The organism is Amycolatopsis sp. NPDC101161 (assembly GCF_044768185.1).
Lineage (GTDB): Bacteria > Actinomycetota > Actinomycetes > Mycobacteriales > Pseudonocardiaceae > Amycolatopsis.
The window spans coordinates 244,952-259,545 of record NZ_JBIWPI010000002.1 but is presented as its reverse complement, the minus strand read 5'-3'; the positions used below and the strand labels follow the sequence as shown (position 1 = coordinate 259,545).

The 14,594-nt window shown below is 72.5% G+C and carries 14 protein-coding genes; 6 read left to right on the top strand and 8 right to left on the bottom strand.

Annotated features, from left to right (window positions below; genetic code table 11):
* Positions 1-64: 64 nt before the first annotated feature.
* From ACIRSS_RS12235 to ACIRSS_RS12220, 4 genes are all read right to left on the bottom strand, one after another.
* The gene (locus ACIRSS_RS12235) at positions 65-1,258 is read right to left on the bottom strand and encodes a PucR family transcriptional regulator (RefSeq protein ID WP_400893911.1); all 1,194 of its coding nucleotides are present in this window, start codon (positions 1,256-1,258) and stop codon (positions 65-67) included.
* Positions 1,259-1,300: 42 nt separating this feature from the next.
* Complete coding sequence (locus tag ACIRSS_RS12230; protein ID WP_400897422.1) at positions 1,301-2,491, bottom strand: helix-turn-helix domain-containing protein; 1,191 nt, start codon at positions 2,489-2,491, stop codon at positions 1,301-1,303.
* A 392-nt stretch (positions 2,492-2,883) separates the two neighbouring features.
* Positions 2,884-3,798, bottom strand: a complete 915-nt coding sequence (locus ACIRSS_RS12225; protein ID WP_400893909.1) for an alpha/beta fold hydrolase — start codon at positions 3,796-3,798, stop codon at positions 2,884-2,886.
* Positions 3,799-4,134: 336 nt separating this feature from the next.
* On the bottom strand, positions 4,135-5,343 hold the full coding sequence (locus ACIRSS_RS12220) for a PucR family transcriptional regulator (protein WP_400893907.1): 1,209 nt from the start codon (positions 5,341-5,343) through the stop codon (positions 4,135-4,137).
* 197 nt (positions 5,344-5,540) lie between these two features.
* Between ACIRSS_RS12220 and ACIRSS_RS12215 the strand changes: the two genes are divergently transcribed.
* The gene (locus ACIRSS_RS12215; RefSeq protein ID WP_400893905.1) at positions 5,541-6,740 is read left to right on the top strand and encodes a helix-turn-helix domain-containing protein; all 1,200 of its coding nucleotides are present in this window, start codon (positions 5,541-5,543) and stop codon (positions 6,738-6,740) included.
* Positions 6,741-6,751: 11 nt separating this feature from the next.
* On the opposite strand, the gene ACIRSS_RS12210 is transcribed toward ACIRSS_RS12215, so the two are convergent.
* Positions 6,752-7,246: a GtrA family protein gene (locus ACIRSS_RS12210; RefSeq protein WP_400893903.1), complete on the bottom strand. Its 495-nt coding sequence runs from the start codon at positions 7,244-7,246 to the stop codon at positions 6,752-6,754.
* Positions 7,247-7,285: 39 nt separating this feature from the next.
* Here ACIRSS_RS12210 and ACIRSS_RS12205 point away from each other — a divergent pair, with 39 nt between their 5' ends.
* Complete coding sequence (locus ACIRSS_RS12205) at positions 7,286-7,873, top strand: hypothetical protein (protein ID WP_400893901.1); 588 nt, start codon at positions 7,286-7,288, stop codon at positions 7,871-7,873.
* On the opposite strand, the gene ACIRSS_RS12200 is transcribed toward ACIRSS_RS12205, so the two are convergent.
* Together ACIRSS_RS12200 and ACIRSS_RS12195 are read right to left on the bottom strand one after the other, a co-directional pair.
* Complete coding sequence (locus tag ACIRSS_RS12200; protein WP_400893899.1) at positions 7,874-9,058, bottom strand: lipase family protein; 1,185 nt, start codon at positions 9,056-9,058, stop codon at positions 7,874-7,876.
* Positions 9,055-9,618 (bottom strand): hypothetical protein, encoded by a 564-nt coding sequence (locus ACIRSS_RS12195; RefSeq protein WP_400893897.1) that lies wholly within the window; start codon positions 9,616-9,618, stop codon positions 9,055-9,057. The genes ACIRSS_RS12200 and ACIRSS_RS12195 overlap by 4 nt, the downstream gene beginning before the upstream one ends.
* 318 nt (positions 9,619-9,936) lie before the next feature.
* Between ACIRSS_RS12195 and ACIRSS_RS12190 the strand changes: the two genes are divergently transcribed.
* From ACIRSS_RS12190 to ACIRSS_RS12175, 4 genes are all read left to right on the top strand, one after another.
* Entirely contained in the window at positions 9,937-11,166 is a 1,230-nt protein-coding gene (locus ACIRSS_RS12190) for a DUF6801 domain-containing protein (protein WP_400893895.1), read from the top strand.
* A gap of 68 nt (positions 11,167-11,234) precedes the next feature.
* Entirely contained in the window at positions 11,235-12,287 is a 1,053-nt protein-coding gene (locus tag ACIRSS_RS12185; protein ID WP_400893893.1) for a DUF6801 domain-containing protein, read from the top strand.
* A gap of 37 nt (positions 12,288-12,324) precedes the next feature.
* On the top strand, positions 12,325-12,663 hold the full coding sequence (locus ACIRSS_RS12180; protein WP_400893891.1) for a YciI family protein: 339 nt from the start codon (positions 12,325-12,327) through the stop codon (positions 12,661-12,663).
* Positions 12,664-12,713: 50 nt separating this feature from the next.
* Entirely contained in the window at positions 12,714-13,883 is a 1,170-nt protein-coding gene (locus tag ACIRSS_RS12175) for an RNA polymerase sigma factor (protein WP_400893889.1), read from the top strand.
* Here ACIRSS_RS12175 and ACIRSS_RS12170 read toward each other — a convergent pair.
* A complete protein-coding gene (locus ACIRSS_RS12170) occupies positions 13,870-14,460 on the bottom strand; it encodes a hypothetical protein (protein WP_400893887.1) in 591 nt (196 codons plus the stop codon). The two genes, ACIRSS_RS12175 and ACIRSS_RS12170, sit on opposite strands and share 14 nt — an antisense overlap.
* Positions 14,461-14,594 lie beyond the last annotated feature (134 nt).

Here is a 14,594-nt window from a genome sequence, read left to right as displayed (position 1 = left end):
CGGGCGGTGCTACCGGGATGGCTGCACTTCTGCAATCACCACCGACCCCACAGCTCACGCCGGTCTAGGTCAGGGTCGCGCGCAGGGCGAGGATCATCTCGAAGCGGTCGTCCGGATCCCGCAGGTGGTCGGCGAACAGCGCCTCCAGTTCCTGCGCCCGGGCGCGGACCGTCTGCGGGTGGATCGCCAGCCGGTCGGCCACCTCGCGGACGTTGCCGCACGTCTCCAGCCACGCCAGCAGCGTCCCCGCCAGCCGGTTGTACTGCTTCGGGTTCAACGCCGTCAGCGGCGCCAGCCGGCGGCGGGACACCTCCGTCGCCAGGAACGGCTCCTTGCGCAGCCACAGCGTCGCCAGGTGGTCTTCGCACCAGGTCAGCGGCTCGTCCGGCAGGACGTCGGGGACCAGGCGCAACGCCTCCTGCGCCGTCGCCAGCGAGCGGCCGGCCTGCCGCGGGGGCACCGGCGGGCCGACCGCGGCCCGGTGGCCCGCCAACGCGGCCGTCAACGCGGCGCGATCCGTCGGGGCCGGCAGCAGCAGCCGCGGGGTCCCGTCCTCGAAGTCCTCCAGCGCGCCCAGTCCCGCGACGTCGGCGGGCCCGTCCAGGGCCACCGCGACCAGCCGGTGCGGCAACGGCCAGTCCGCCGCCGTCGCCGCTTCCTGGACCGTCCGCGACGGCGACGGCGGGTCCGCCAGCAGCAGGTCCAGCAGGCGGCGACGCCGTCGTTCCAGCGCGCCGGCGGCGCGGGCCTGCGCGGCCGCGTGCCCTTCGATCGACAACGCCGACAGCTCGTCGATGTAGGCGAAGATCGCCTCGGCGAGCAGGCACAGCGTCGCCGACGGCACGCCCGCCCGCGTCCCCACCTCGGCCATCCGCCGCCACGTGACGCGCGCGCCGACCCGGTAGGCCGCCTGCAGGACGTCGAGGTTGCGGCCCTGCGCGAGCTCGTGCACACCGAGCCCGACGAACACCTTCCGCCGCGAGTCCGGGATCGGCCCGGACGCGGCGATCCGGTCGATGAACTGCAGGATCGCCGCCTGCACGCCCGCCCGCAGCGCCTTGCCGAAGGCGCCGTCGAGCGGCCGCGCGTAGTCCGGGATGGTCCGCTGGATCTCGCGCAGCACCTCGTCGGCGACGTCGAGCAGGCGCGGCCGGAACACCGCGGCCAGCTCGCGGGGGAGCATCGCCCACAGCTGCCCGGGCCGGCCGTCACCACCGAGCATCGGCCCGAAAGTCGTTTCGCCGGACGGTCCCGTCACGGGTACCTCACCACTTCTTCGGGGTGGCAGAGCGTTGAAGCGTCAGGAGCCGAGGAGGGCCTCCGCCCGCAGCGCGATCTCCATGTCGAGCCGGTCGTCGGCGTTGTTGAGCCGGTCGCCGAACAGGTCGATGAGCTGGTGCATGCGGTACCGGACGGTCTGCGGGTGCACCTTGAGCTTCTTCGCGATCTCCGGCGCGCTGCCGCGGGACTGCAGCCAGATCAGCAGCGTCTCGCCGAGGCGCGCCCGCTGCTTCGGGGTGAGGTCCTTGAACGGCTCCAGGCTGCGCGAACACAGCTCGCGGACCAGGAACTCGTCGGCGAGCAGCCACAGCGTGGACAGGTGGTCGGTGCAGCGGGTGACCGGCGCGTCCGGCAGCACCCCGCGTTGCACGAGCTTCAGCGTCCGGCGCGCCCACAGCAGCGACCGCGGCGCGTCGGTGAGCCGCACGGTCGGGCCGATCACCGCGCGCCAGCCGCTCAACCGCTCGCCGAGGTTCTTCAGGTGCTTCTCCGGGTCGCCGGTGACCAGGCACGGCTCGCCGCCCTCGAGGTCGACGAGGACGTCGGTGTGCAGGTCCGGCGCGGCGAGGCTGTGCTGGTCGGCACGCGGTTCGAGCGCGACGACCGTGACCTCGGCCGGCAGCGTCCAGTGCGCGGTCGCGGCCTGCGCGCTGATGGTCTGCGGTGCCGACGGCGGGTCGGCGAGCAGCAGTTCGAGCAACCGTCTCCGGCGCCGCGCCTGGGTGCCGGCCGCGCGGGTCTGCGCCGCCGTGTAGCCCTCGATCGAGAGCGCGGAGATCTCGTCGACGTAGGCGAAGATGGCCTCGGCGGAGGTGCAGAGCGTGTCCGCGGCGACGCCGGCGGCCTGCCCGAACTCCGAGATGTGCCGCCACGCCACGCGGCCGCCGACCCGGTAGGCCGTTTGGAGGCAGTCGAGGCTGCGGCCCTCGTTGAACTCGATCTTGCCGAGGTTGCGGAACACGGTCGTCCACGTCTCGAGCGGCACGGCACCGGGGGTGCCGACACTGTCGAGGCACTGGATGATCGCCTGCCGGACACCCTGCGTGATGATGTGCCCGAACGCGCCTTCGAGGGGCTGGCGGTACTCGGGCACCGCCCGCTGGACCTCCTGCAGGATGGCGCGGGCCAGCGGGTCGACCCGCGGCTTGAAGCGGATCGCCAGCTCACGGGGCAGCGACGCCCACAGCCCGATGGCGCCGGAAGCGCGCACGGGCCGGGGTTCCGCCGGGCTGCGGGGAGTGGGCGGGTAGGCGGGCCGGGGCCGGTCGGCCGACACGGACTGGTGCCGGTAGGCCGGTCCGGAAGGGCGTTCTCCGGGGTTGGGCCGTCCCGCGCGCAGGGCGGGGGCGGCGAACCCGGTGTCCACGTCGGTCATGTGTTTTATCCTTGCTGGCAACAAAACCAGCCTCTTCGTCGTCGAAGCCGGTCCGGATTTTGTGGCTCAGGCAACATAATTTCGCGCGAACCGCAGTGTCAACGGGTTCTCCGCTGACTTTGCGGTAACCCGTCCGGACTACACCCGAACGGGTGGAACGGCGCGAGGCGAGGTGACACTTCCGCTTCGGGCGGATGGTGCGCGGGTGACAACTTTTCCGCGGGGGTTCACGACCCGGCTGTCAGGCGCGCGACGACGTCGTCGAGCGTGAGCCTCGCGGGTTCGGTCTCCGCGACGAACTCGCGTAGGAGCAGGCAGAAGCCGTCCGGATCGGACACGTGCGGAAAGTGTTTCATGTTTTCTCGCACGGTCAAGCGGCTGTTCGGCAGCAGCTCGGCCGCCCGGCGCCCGTGCGCGACGGGGATGAGCGGGTCGCGTCCGCCCCAGACCAGCAGCACCGGCACGCCTTCCGCCAGGTAGAGCTTCTCCAGCGCGCTCGCGCGCTGGCCGCGCAGGTCGATCAGGCCGCGCGCGATGGCGAAGAACGCCCGCCGCCGGGCCGGGTCGGCGAGCGAGCCGAAATGCCTTGCCAGCTCACGTGTTTCAGTTTTCAACGATCCACCCAGCCGGCGCCCGAGCCGGGCCGCGACGCGCGCGATCGCGAGCGTCACCCGGTTCACCGCACAAGCCACGACCACTCGCGCGCCCGGCAATGCCGTGGCGCGCAGCACCGGGCTCACCTCCGCGCCGAGCCCGGCGCTGCCGACCAGGACGAGCCGGTCGCACATTTCCGGGAACTGGTAGGCGAACTGCAGCGCGACGCCGCCACCGAGCGAATGGCCGACGACGGTCGCGTGCCGCACGCCCGACACCGCCAGCACGTCCCGCACGGTGCTCGCCAGCGCGCCGAGACCGTAGTCCGCGCGCGGTGCCTCGGATTCCCCGTGCCCGGGCAGGTCGGGCGCCAGCACGCGGTACTCGAGCGATCCGCATCGCTCGAGTACCGGTGTCCACGTCTCGGCGCTGCCCGCGATCCCGTGCAGCAGCACGATCGCTTCTTCACGCGCACCCGAAGCGGGCAGGTGCTCGTGCAGCCGGATGCGACGGCCGTGGAGGGTCAGGATGTGCGTCTCGAGTGTCATCGGCGCCCTTTCTCGCGAACCCGAAAATAGGGCATCCGACTACTCGCACCGGATGTGTCGAACGCCACTTCCCGGGAATGCGGGCGCGCGTGACAAGAACGGCCGCCGAAAGGCGGTCGCGGGTGCGGGTTTCCCGGTTCACCCGGTAATGCGTATCGACATTCCGTCAGTATCCGCGTATTCCTCGAAGGCATGGTCGCAATGACGCACCGGACGCGCTGATGTCGTGCCGCGCGAGTTTCCACCCCTATTCGCGAGAGCCCCGCCCGCCGCGGCCGGTGCGGCGCCCGTGGCGGCGCGTGCTGCCCCAGCCGGTGCGCGCCCTCGACCGCGCCCTCAGCGCTCCCGCTCACCGTCCGGCCGGTGCGCGCGCATGAGCCGCTGAGCCCGCAGCGCCAGCTGCATGCCGAGGCGGTCGTCGGCGTCCTTGAGCCGGTCGCCGAACAGCTCCTCCAGCTGCCGCAGCCGGTTGCGCACGGTCTGCGGGTGGACGCCGAGGCGCTGCGCGATCTCCGGGGCCCCGCCGCGCGTCTCCAGCCAGGCCAGCAGGGTCTCACCGAGCCGTTCGCGCTGCTTCTCGCTCAGCGAGGCGAACGGGTCGAGGCTCTGGCGGGCCAGCTCGGCGGCCAGGAAGTCCTCCGCGAGCAGCCAGAGCGTGGCCAGGTGGTCGCGGCACCAGATGATCGGGCCGGGCACGTCGGGCCCGGACAGCAGCAGTGCCCGGCGGGCGGTGCGCAGCGCGGCGGGGGCGTCGGCGAGCGGGACGGTGGGCGACACCGCGGCCCGCCAGCCGTCGAGCTTGGCCTCCAGCGGCGCGAGGTCCGCGTCCGGGTCGCGGGTCAGCAGGTGCGGCTCGGGGCCGTCGAGGTCGGCCAGGACCCCGTCGCCGAGCAGGTCGGCGGGGAAGCCGGCGGCGTCGGGACCGCGTTCGAGGGCGACCATCGCGGCGGTCTCGGGCAGTGGCCAGCCGGCGCCCCCGGCCAGCTCGGCGATGCTGCTCGCCGCGCCTTCCGGGGCTTGCACGATCAGCTCCAGCAGGCGCCGGCGCCGGATCGGGACGGCGCCCTCGGCCTCGGTCTGCGCGCGCTGGTAGCCCTCGATCGCGGTGGCGCAGAGCTCGTCGACGTAGGCGAAGATGGCCTCCGCGGCGACCGAGATGACGGCCGGGTCGACCCCCGCGGCGACGACGCCGGGGTGCATCGCCCGCCAGGCCACCCGGGCCCCGATGGTGGCGCTGTCCTGCAGCGCGTCGAGGCTGCGGCCCTCGGTGAACTCGATGCGGCCGCGGCCGCGGTAGAAGTCGATCCAGTGGTCGTGGGCGAGGTCCGGTTCGCCCATCGAGTCGACGCAGTGCTGCACGGCGTACTGGACGCTCTTGACCAGCACTTTCCCGAAGACGCCCTTGAGCGGCTGGCCGTAGGCCGGGACCGTGCGCTGGACCTCCTGGATCATCGCGGCCGCGGCGCGGCCGACGTGCGGGCGCAGGCCCGCGCCCAGCGCGCGCGGCAGCGAGGCCAGCAGGCTGAAGCTGCGGTACTCGACCACCGATCCCCCTTAGAGTCGCTCCGGGCGGAGCAGAGCGTATCCGACGGTTGTGTCACTGAAAAATCAACGAGGTGTTCCCGGAAAGGGTGACGGGATGACGTCCTTTTGACACGGACGGGTGGGCGTCCTACGCTCCGTGTCAGATGGTGGGGGCTATTTCCGAGTGTCGATTAATCCGGTGGAGGACCGAATTCCCCATGCGCGGTTCTCCTGCGTCGGACGGCTCGGTGTGGGCCCGGCTGCCCCACGAGCTCGGTGACGCCGTGCGCCCGCGGATCCCGGAGATCGCGCGGGCCTGCATCGACGGCATCGCCGCCGAAGTTCCGGAATATTCCGGGGTTTTCGGCCGGGGACCCGAGCGTGTCGCGGCGATCGAGCAGGCGCGGCGCGGGATCGAGCGGGACATCGACCGCGTCGGCACGCCCGCGCTGTGGCAGGCCGACCGGCTCGCCGAGTTCCGCGCGCACGGGCGGGCGGCGTTCCACAATGGCCTGAGCCTCGAGTCCGTGCAGGCGGCCGTGCGCGTGTCGAGCCGGGTGACGTGGCGCTGGATCGCCGACATCGCCCGGGAAGCCGGCCTGTCGGCCGACGTCCTGTACGGCGCGGCCGAGGGCATGTTCGCCGACGTCGAGACGTCGATGGCGGCGGTCGCCGAGGGCTACCGCGCGGCGGAAGCGGCGATGTCCGGCACGGGCGAGCGGCACCGCCGCCTGCTGCACGCGCTGCTCGGCGGCCGCACACCGGCCGAAGTGGACGGTCTGGTCGCGGCGTCGGGGCTGCCGGTGCCGTCGGCCGTGGCGGCGGTGGCGTTCCGCGCGCTGCCGGGCGCGCCGGAGTTCCCGCCGGGCCTGCTGCCGGAACACGTCCCGGCCGACCCGTCGGGCGACCCGCCGGCGGCGCTGACCCCCGCCCCGGACACGGATCTGGCCGGGCTGGCCGGGTTGCCGGCCGGCTGGACGGCGGCGGTCGGGCCGCTGGTGCCCCCGGCGGCGGCGCCCGAGTCGTTCCGGGTGGCCCGCCGGGCGCTGGAGCTGTCGGCGCGCGGGCTGCTGGACGCCCCGGGGCCGGTGGTGTGGTGCCGCGACCACCTGACGACGTTGCTGCTGCTGGCCGATGAGTTCCTGGTGTCCCAGCTGGCCTCGACGACGCTGGCGCCGTTGGCGGAGCTGTCGGAGCGGCGGCGGGAGCAGCTGGCCGAGACGCTGCTGGCGTTGGTCCAGACCCGCGGGAGCGCGCCCGAGCTGGGGAGGCTGCTGGAGCTGCACCCGCAGACGGTCCGGGCGCGGTTGAAGAAGCTGAGCGAGCTGTTCGGGGCGCGGCTGGACGACCCGGGGGAGCGGCTGCGGCTGGAGCTGGCGCTGCTGGCGGAACGGGCGCTGCCGGCCGGTCGTGAGTGAGGAACAGCGTGCTAACCCTGTTTCTCACTCACGACCAGCTGCGGCAGACCACCCGGCCGGGCGATCCCGACCGGGGGTGCCGACCGCGGGAACACCCACCGCCGGTAACCGAACCAGCGGAACGCCGTCCCGGACAGCGTCCCGAGCACCATCCCCGACACGAAGTCCGCGACCTCCTGCGCCACGAAGCCGACGTGCGGGACGGCCAGGTGCAGGACGTACCGCGACACCAGCGGCGGCACCAGGTTCACCGCCACCGCACCCGCGTTGACCACGAAGAACAGCGTCGCCTCGCGTACGCGGTGGTGGCCGCCGCGGCCGGCGAACGACCAGCGGCGGGACAGCAGGTACGCGAACGCCGTGGAGGCCACCGTCGCGAAGAAAAGCGCCGTCACCGGCTTCTCCCGGAACACGGTGAGCTTCAGGCTGTAGTCGCCCAGTAGGGTGACCCCGTACGCGGCCAGGCCGACGACGGCGAAGCGGAGCAGCTCTCGCGGCTCGGGCATGGTTCCTCCAGGTGACGCCGACAGGGTGGAGGTCTTTCGATGGCACGCACGGGCGGTGAGGGTGACATCCCCTCGGTCGCCGAGCTGGTGAACCTCTCGCAGACGAAACCGCTGATGATCCGCGGTGACCTCGACGCGATGCTCACCGGGGAAGAACCCGCGCCCGAGCCGAAGCCCGATCCGCTGGCCATCCTCGACGCCGAGCTCGCGGCCCCGGAGCCCGAGGACGAGCGTCCGCTCGAAGCGCCGCCCGCCGAGTCCCGCCGCACGAAGCCGTACGTCCTCGCCGCGGGCGCCGCCGTCGCGCTCGGGCTGGCCGCCGTGGTGCTGTTCCAGCCGCAGCAGGTCGGCGGGACGGCCACGCCGCCGCCGGGCGCGACCGCCTCCGCCGCGCCGCCGACCTCGAGCGACGCGGTGGAGACGATGAGTGCCACGGCCCAGGCGCCCCCGCTCACCGCGGAGGTGCACCACTCGCCGGTCCGGACCACGGACCCGCCGGCCGCCGCGGGGCGCAAGCCCGCGCGCCCCTCGACGACGGCGCCGCCGGCCGAAGACCAGTGGCAGCAGTACGTGAGCTCGGTGATCAGCTCGTGGCAGCAGCACCCGCACGGCCGGCCGAACCGCTGATCAGCAGTTCGGTGTCGGCGGCTTCCCGGCGATCCGGTCCTTGACGAACGCCAGCACGTCGGCGTTGCCGGTGTAGACCAGCGTGATGTGGTCGGTGTCGTAGGTCTTCCACGTCACCGCCACCCCGGCCGCGCAGTACGCCTTGTGCAGCGCGTCGGCTTGCGCGAACTGCACCAGCTGGTCGGCGGTGCCGTGGTACTGGAACACCGGGACCTTCGGCGGGCTGCCGCCGAGCTTGTTCTCGTTCAGCCGCGCGACCCACGCGGGCTTGATGTAGCCCGGGCCGGTCGTGTAGTCCGCGATCTTCTGGTTCGCGTACGTCGTGAGCAGCTCGAACGTGCACGCGCTCTGCTTCATTTCGGCCAGCTTCGCGCGGCCGTTGTCGCTGAGGAACGAGTCGAGCTGCAGCTCGGGGTAGGCCTGGTCGAGGCCGAGCAGGGCGTAGGCGAACACGCCGAAGCCGAACTTGCCGTCGAGCTGCAGCGTCACCTGGACGAGGTCGGCCGGCACCCCGCCGGCCGCGATCCCGACGAGGTTCAGCTCCGGCGCGTACGCCGGTTGCAGCTCGCCCGCCCACGCCGCTGCGCCGCCGCCCTGGGAGTAGCCGCGGAAGACGACCTTCGCCGCCGGGGACAGCCCCGCCGCGGGGAGCCGCTGAGCCGCGCGGACGCCGTCGATCACCGCCGGGCCCTCGGACCGGCCCACGACGTACGTCGTCTTCGGCGTGCTCTGGTAGCCCTCGTAGTCCGGGACGGCGACGGCGTACCCCGCGTCCAGGAGGTCGTCGAGGCCGGGCTGCTCGTAGAACGCGCCGATGTCGATCATCTTCGACGGCGTGCAGCCGAACGCCGGCCCGTGCGTGCCGGGGTCGAACGAGACGATCGGCGCGGTCGCGCGGTCGGCGTTCTTCGGCACGAGCACGGTGCCGGTGACGGCGTCGGGCTGCCCGAGCGCGTTCGTGGACAGGTACATCACCTGCCACGCGTCGACGGACGCCTTGCGCGGGCCCGCGTTCGACGGCCGCCAGCGGATGACGTCCCCCGGCTTTCCCGCGGGCAGCGGCGACGGCGGCGTGTAGAACGAGTCGTCGGCGGGACCCGGTTCCGGGGCCGCCGACGCCGCGGGCGCGAGCGCGGTGGCGAACACCAGCGCCGCGAAGGCGGCGAGCACGCGGCGGCCGGTCACGAGCCCGTCCCGTAGACGCGCTTGCAGGTCGCGGACTCGCTGAAGGCCAGGTTCAGCTCGGGGTTCGCCTTGAGGTCCTTGATCGGGCCCTCCGGGTCGGCGAGCTGGCCCATGGTCGCGTCGGCGTCGGAGATGACCTTGCGCAGACTGGGCTGGTCGGTCACCTTCGCCTGCTCCATCTTGGACTTCGTCTCGGCGAGCTTGGTCTTCGTCTCGGTGAGGTTGCCGGTCGCTTTGTCCACAGCGGACTGTCCATCCGGGACAGGCGGGACGCCGGCGGTGCGCAGGCCGCCCGCCATGTCGTCGAGGGCGGAACCGAGGCGGCCCAGGAAGTCGACCATGGCGTCCCGGGTCTTCACCGGGTCGGCGTCGTCGACGGCCGGCGGCTGTGAAAGCTTCGCCGAACCCGAGGCCACGCCGGTGCACACCTTGTCGACCCAGGCGAGCGCCGCGGGATCGGCGTGCCGGCCGGGGTCGGCCGGGGCGTCCGACCCGCACGCGGAGCACGACATAAGCGCGGCCGCCGCCATTGCGAGCACCGCGCTGTGCATTCTTTTCATGGGTTTCGAAGCTACGCGGCGCGGTTGCGGGCGAGCAAGGCGGGAATGGCCGATTGGCACGTGCGTCAACATTTCGCGGACCGTGTTTGTCACGCGCGTCAGCGCTTCGTCGATGCCTCTGTGCTGGGGAAACCTTCCCCGGCCTGCTAGGAACCCGAGCCGGGTGACGTGCCGGGGTGACAATTTGCGGTGCCCGTGTGGCCTTTTCACCGAAAGCCCTTGATCGGCGCCCTCTGCGCTCGTTAGCTTACGGTCCGGTCGCGATTCTCGAATAGCGCGGGCCGTTTCGTATCACTGTTGATACACGGAAGGACCATCGTGAGTCACCCAAGAGGCAAGAAGAAGACGGTCGCGGCCGCCGCGGCCGTGGGCGCGGTGGGGCTCGTCGCCACCGCGCTGGTCGTCGGGGCGCAGGCCAGTGCCGCCGACCCGATTTCGCTGACGCTGAACTACCACTGCACGTTCCCGCTGGTGGGGTCCCAGTCGCTGAAGGTGGTGATCAACACCGACCTGCCGACCACGGTGAACACCGGCCAGCCGACCGGCGCGTTCGACATCAAGGCCGTGTCCACGATCAACGCGGACACCGTCTCCGGCCTGAGCCTGATCGGGGCCACGACGCTCGAGGGCACCGCCACCGCCGCCGCGACCGTCGCGGCGCCGAGCCTCAACCTGCCGGTCAGCGTCCCGATCACGCTGGACAAGACGAACATCCCGGCCTCGGGGGAGATGAACATCAACGCGGCGGGCAAGACGCCGTCGCTGACGTTCACCCAGGCCGGCCAGGCGAAGATCACCGTCGGCGACCTGAACCTCAAGGTCACCCCGCGCAAGGCGGACGGCTCGGTCACCGGCATCACGCCGGACGGCACGATCGACGCGCCTTGCACGCAGGACGCCGGCCAGAACAACACGCTGGCCACCATCACCATCAACGGTGGCGGGACGACGACCCCGCCCCCCACGACCACCCCGCCGGTGACGACACCCCCGACCACCACGCCGCCGGTGACCACCCCGCCCACCACGACCCCGCCGGGCGGGGGCATCAAGTACTCCTTCGGCATCACCGGCCAGACGGCGCTGAAGTCCCTCGGCAGCACCGCGCCGATCACGGGCTCGTTCGACGCCGACGTCGACCTGGCGGCGAAGAAGTTCACCGGCAGCCTGCAGCTGAACCCGACGCACACCGACTTCAAGCTGTTCGGCTTCCTCCAGGGCAGCTCGGACGTCAAGGTCGTGCAGAACGGCCCGCAGACCGGTGAGCTGGTGGGCACCGGCTTCAAGGCGCACATCAAGTTCGACACGTTCCTCACCACGGTCAACCTGTTCGGCATCCCGATCAGCACCGACCCGAAGTGCGGCACGACCACCTCGTCGACGAGCGAGATGACCACCGGTCCCGACTTCGACCTGCTCAAGGGCGGCAAGCTGTCGGGCACCTACTCGCTGTCCGCGCTGCAGAACTGCGGCCCGTTCAACGACATCATCAGCGCGTTCGCCAAGAGTGACGGCAACACGCTGAACCTCGTGCTCGCCAAGAAGTGACCCGATCTGCCGGCCCCCGCCGCGCCGCGGCGGGGGCCGGTGCCACGTCTCGAGAAAGGGGAGCGCCCGTGCGGATCGCCCGGTCGTTGCTCGCCGCCTGCGTGCTCGCCCTCGCCGTCGCCACGCCCGCGTCGGCGTCGACCCCGGTCGACAAGGAGCTGAGCTTCACCTGCCCGTTCCCCTTGATCGGGCTGCAGAAGCTGGCCGTGGAGGTCAAGGCGGCGTTCGAGGTGCCGGCCGCGCCCGGCGGCACGTTCACGACGGCGGACCTCGCGGTGGCGGTGACCGTGCCGGACAAGTCCACGCGCGGCCTGGCCCTGGTCGGCGCGGCGAGCATCGAAGGGACGGCGTCCGCAGGGGTGACGCTGACCAACGGCCCGCTGACGCTGCCCCTGGCCCTGCCGCTCACCGTGGCGAAGACGGCGGTGCCGGCGTCGGGGCCGTTCACCACCAACGCGTCCGGCTCGGTCCCGCCGGTGCAACTGCCGAACGCGGGGAAGACGGCGCTGACGATCGGCGGGTTCAGCGCGCGGCTCACCCCGAAGAAGGCCGACGGCTCGTTCACCGGGCTCGGTTCGTTCACCTCGGACTGCACGCTCGACGCGGGGCAGGACCCGGTGCTGCTCAGCTTCGACCTGGGTACCCCGGCGTCCCGCGACTACCGCGTCACGGGGACGACGACCCTCAAGGCACTGGGGGCGACCGCGCCGGTCACCGGATCTTTCACGGGATTCAGCCCGGCGTTCGACCGGACGCGGGCGGAGTTCAAGGTCTTCGGGTTCGTCCCCGGGACAGCCGACCTGCTGTTCAGCCCGGATGGCCCGCAGACCGGAGAAATCACGGGTGACGGCTTCGTCGCGCACGCGAAGCTGGCGCTGTCCCTGCCGCAGGTGACCTTGTTCGGGCTGCCGGTCGCGGACGCGGGCTGCCGGGCGAGCGCGTCGATCCCGGTCGACCTGCGGTCCGGCACCGGCTTCACCCCGGCGGCGGGCGGCCCGGTGGCGGGCACGTACACGATCCCGGCGCTGACCGGCTGCGGCGCCTTCACCGCGTACCTCAGCTCTCTGGTCCAGGGGGAAGGCAACGCGTTCACGCTGTCGATTTCGCCGTTCCCCGCGTGACGGAGTAGGAAAGGACCGACGACCAGGAGGAACGGACATGGCGCAGTACGCGGTGCTGATCTACGAGCGGGTGCCCGCCGAAGACCTGCCGAAGGAGATCATGGACCGGCACCTGGGACTGCCGGACCTGATCGCCTCGAAGGGCGGGAAGGTGACCGCGGGCCTCGCCCTGCAGCCGAACGAGACGGCCACCGCCCTCCGCGGCGACCTCGTCACCGACGGGCCGTTCGTGGAGACCAAGGAGGTGCTCGCGGGCGTGTACGTGCTGGAGGCCCGCGACCTCGACCACGCCCTCGCCTGCGCGAAGCTGACGCCGGTCGTCGAGGGCGGCGTCGAGGTCCGGCCGCTCGTCGGCTTCCAGGTCGTGGCGGACTGACCCCGGTCGCCGACGCCGTCGCCGAAGCGCACCGTCGCGAGTGGGCATACGTGCTCGCCGCGACGGTGCGCGTCACCCGCGACCTCGACGAGGCCGAAGAAGCCGTCCAGGACGCCTACCTCCAGGCGCTGAAGCGCTGGGCGGCCGACGGCATCCCGGACCGGCCCGGCGCGTGGCTGACCACGGTCGCGCGCCGGACCGCGCTCAACGGCGTCCGGCACCGGGAAGTGCTGCGGCGCAAGCTGCCGCTGCTCGTCGAACCCGACGTCGCCGAGCCGCCGGAGCCCGCCGGGCCGATTCCCGACGACCGGCTCCGGCTCGTCTTCACCTGCTGCCACCCGGCACTCGCGCAGGAGGCCCAGATCGCGTTGACGCTGCGGCTGGTCTGCGGCGTGGCGACGGCCGACATCGCGCACGCCTTCCTGGTGCCGGAGCCGACGATGGCCGCCCGGCTCACCCGCGCCAAGAAGAAGATCGCCGCCGCGAGCATCCCGTACGCCGTGCCCGCGGCCGAAGACCTGCCCGCGCGCGTGTCCGTCGTGCTGACCGTGCTGCACCTGCTCTACGCGGCGGGCCACACCGCGCCGTCGGGGGACGACCTCGTCCGCGACGAGCTGACCGGCCGCGCGCTGGACCTGGCGCGGATGCTGCGTGCCCTGCTGCCCGCCGACACCGAGGTCGCCGGCCTGCTCGCGCTCCTGCTCGTCCAGCAGGCCCGCCGGGCCACCCGGACCGACGCCGCCGGGCGCCTTCTGCGGCTGGAAGACCAGGACCGCACGCGCTGGGACACCGCGATGATCGCCGAAGCCGACCGGCTCGTCGTCGAAGCGCTCGAAAACGGCCCGCCGGGGCGCTTCGGCGTCCAGGCCGCGATCGCGGCCCTGCACGCCCAGGCGCCGAGCTACGGCGAAACCGACTGGCCGCAGATCCTGACCCTCTACGACGTGCTGCTGCGCCTGTGGCCCTCGCCCGTGGTGGCGCTCAACCGCGCGGTCGCCCTCGCCGTGGTGGCCGGACCCGAGGCCGCCCTCGCCGAGATCGCCCGGCTGGAGGCCGACGGCCGCCTCGCCGGGTACCGCTACCTGCCCGCCACCAAAGCGGATCTGCTGCACCGCCTCGGCCGCGACGCCGAAGCGGCCGACGCCTACCGCGCCGCGCTCGCGTTGAGCGAGAACGCCGTCGAGCAGGAGTTCCTCGCCGCCCGGCTCAGCGGCGCCTGACGAAGTACGGCGAAGCCTCGGCCCGGAACATCCGGACGTAGCCGAAGATCGACAGGACCAGCACGCCGATGAAGAACAGCACCTGCAGGATGTCGCCGGTGTTCTGCCCGGGCGCGTCCAGCGCCGCGATCAGCTGGAGCGACACGTTGGCGATGCCCAGCGCGCCGAGCACGGCCAGCAGGATGCGTGCCCAGTTGGCGCCGCGGAACACGCCGTACACCAGCAGTGCCCACAGCCCGCCGAGGATCAGGAACGCGACCGCCGCGACCGGGGTGGGGAGCAGGCTCTGCGTCGACTGGGTGAGCACGGTGCCGTCGTCGAGCCGGACCGACCGCGACGAGGTGAACCGGAAGCTCCCCGCGACGTGGCCGCCCAGGAGCTGGCTGAGCAGCGCGCCGAGGAACCAGCACAAGACCGCGCCCCACCAGGCGAACGCGGCCAGCCGGACGGTGGCCGGCCGCTCGGGCCGGGCGGGCTGGTAGGCGTACGGCGGGGCGGCCGGGAACTGGCCGTAGGGCTGGGGCTGGGGTGGTGGGACCGGCGGAAACCCTTCGCCGCCCCCCTGCGTCTCCGACATGCGCGGAGCATAGGGCGGGATCGTCCGGTTCCGGCACGGTCACGACCCGAACCGTTACCCGTCCGGTGTCACACCGGAGTGCTATAAAACGCTACCTCCGTGGGACCGGTTTCGCGGCCGTAGGCCGCCGCCGC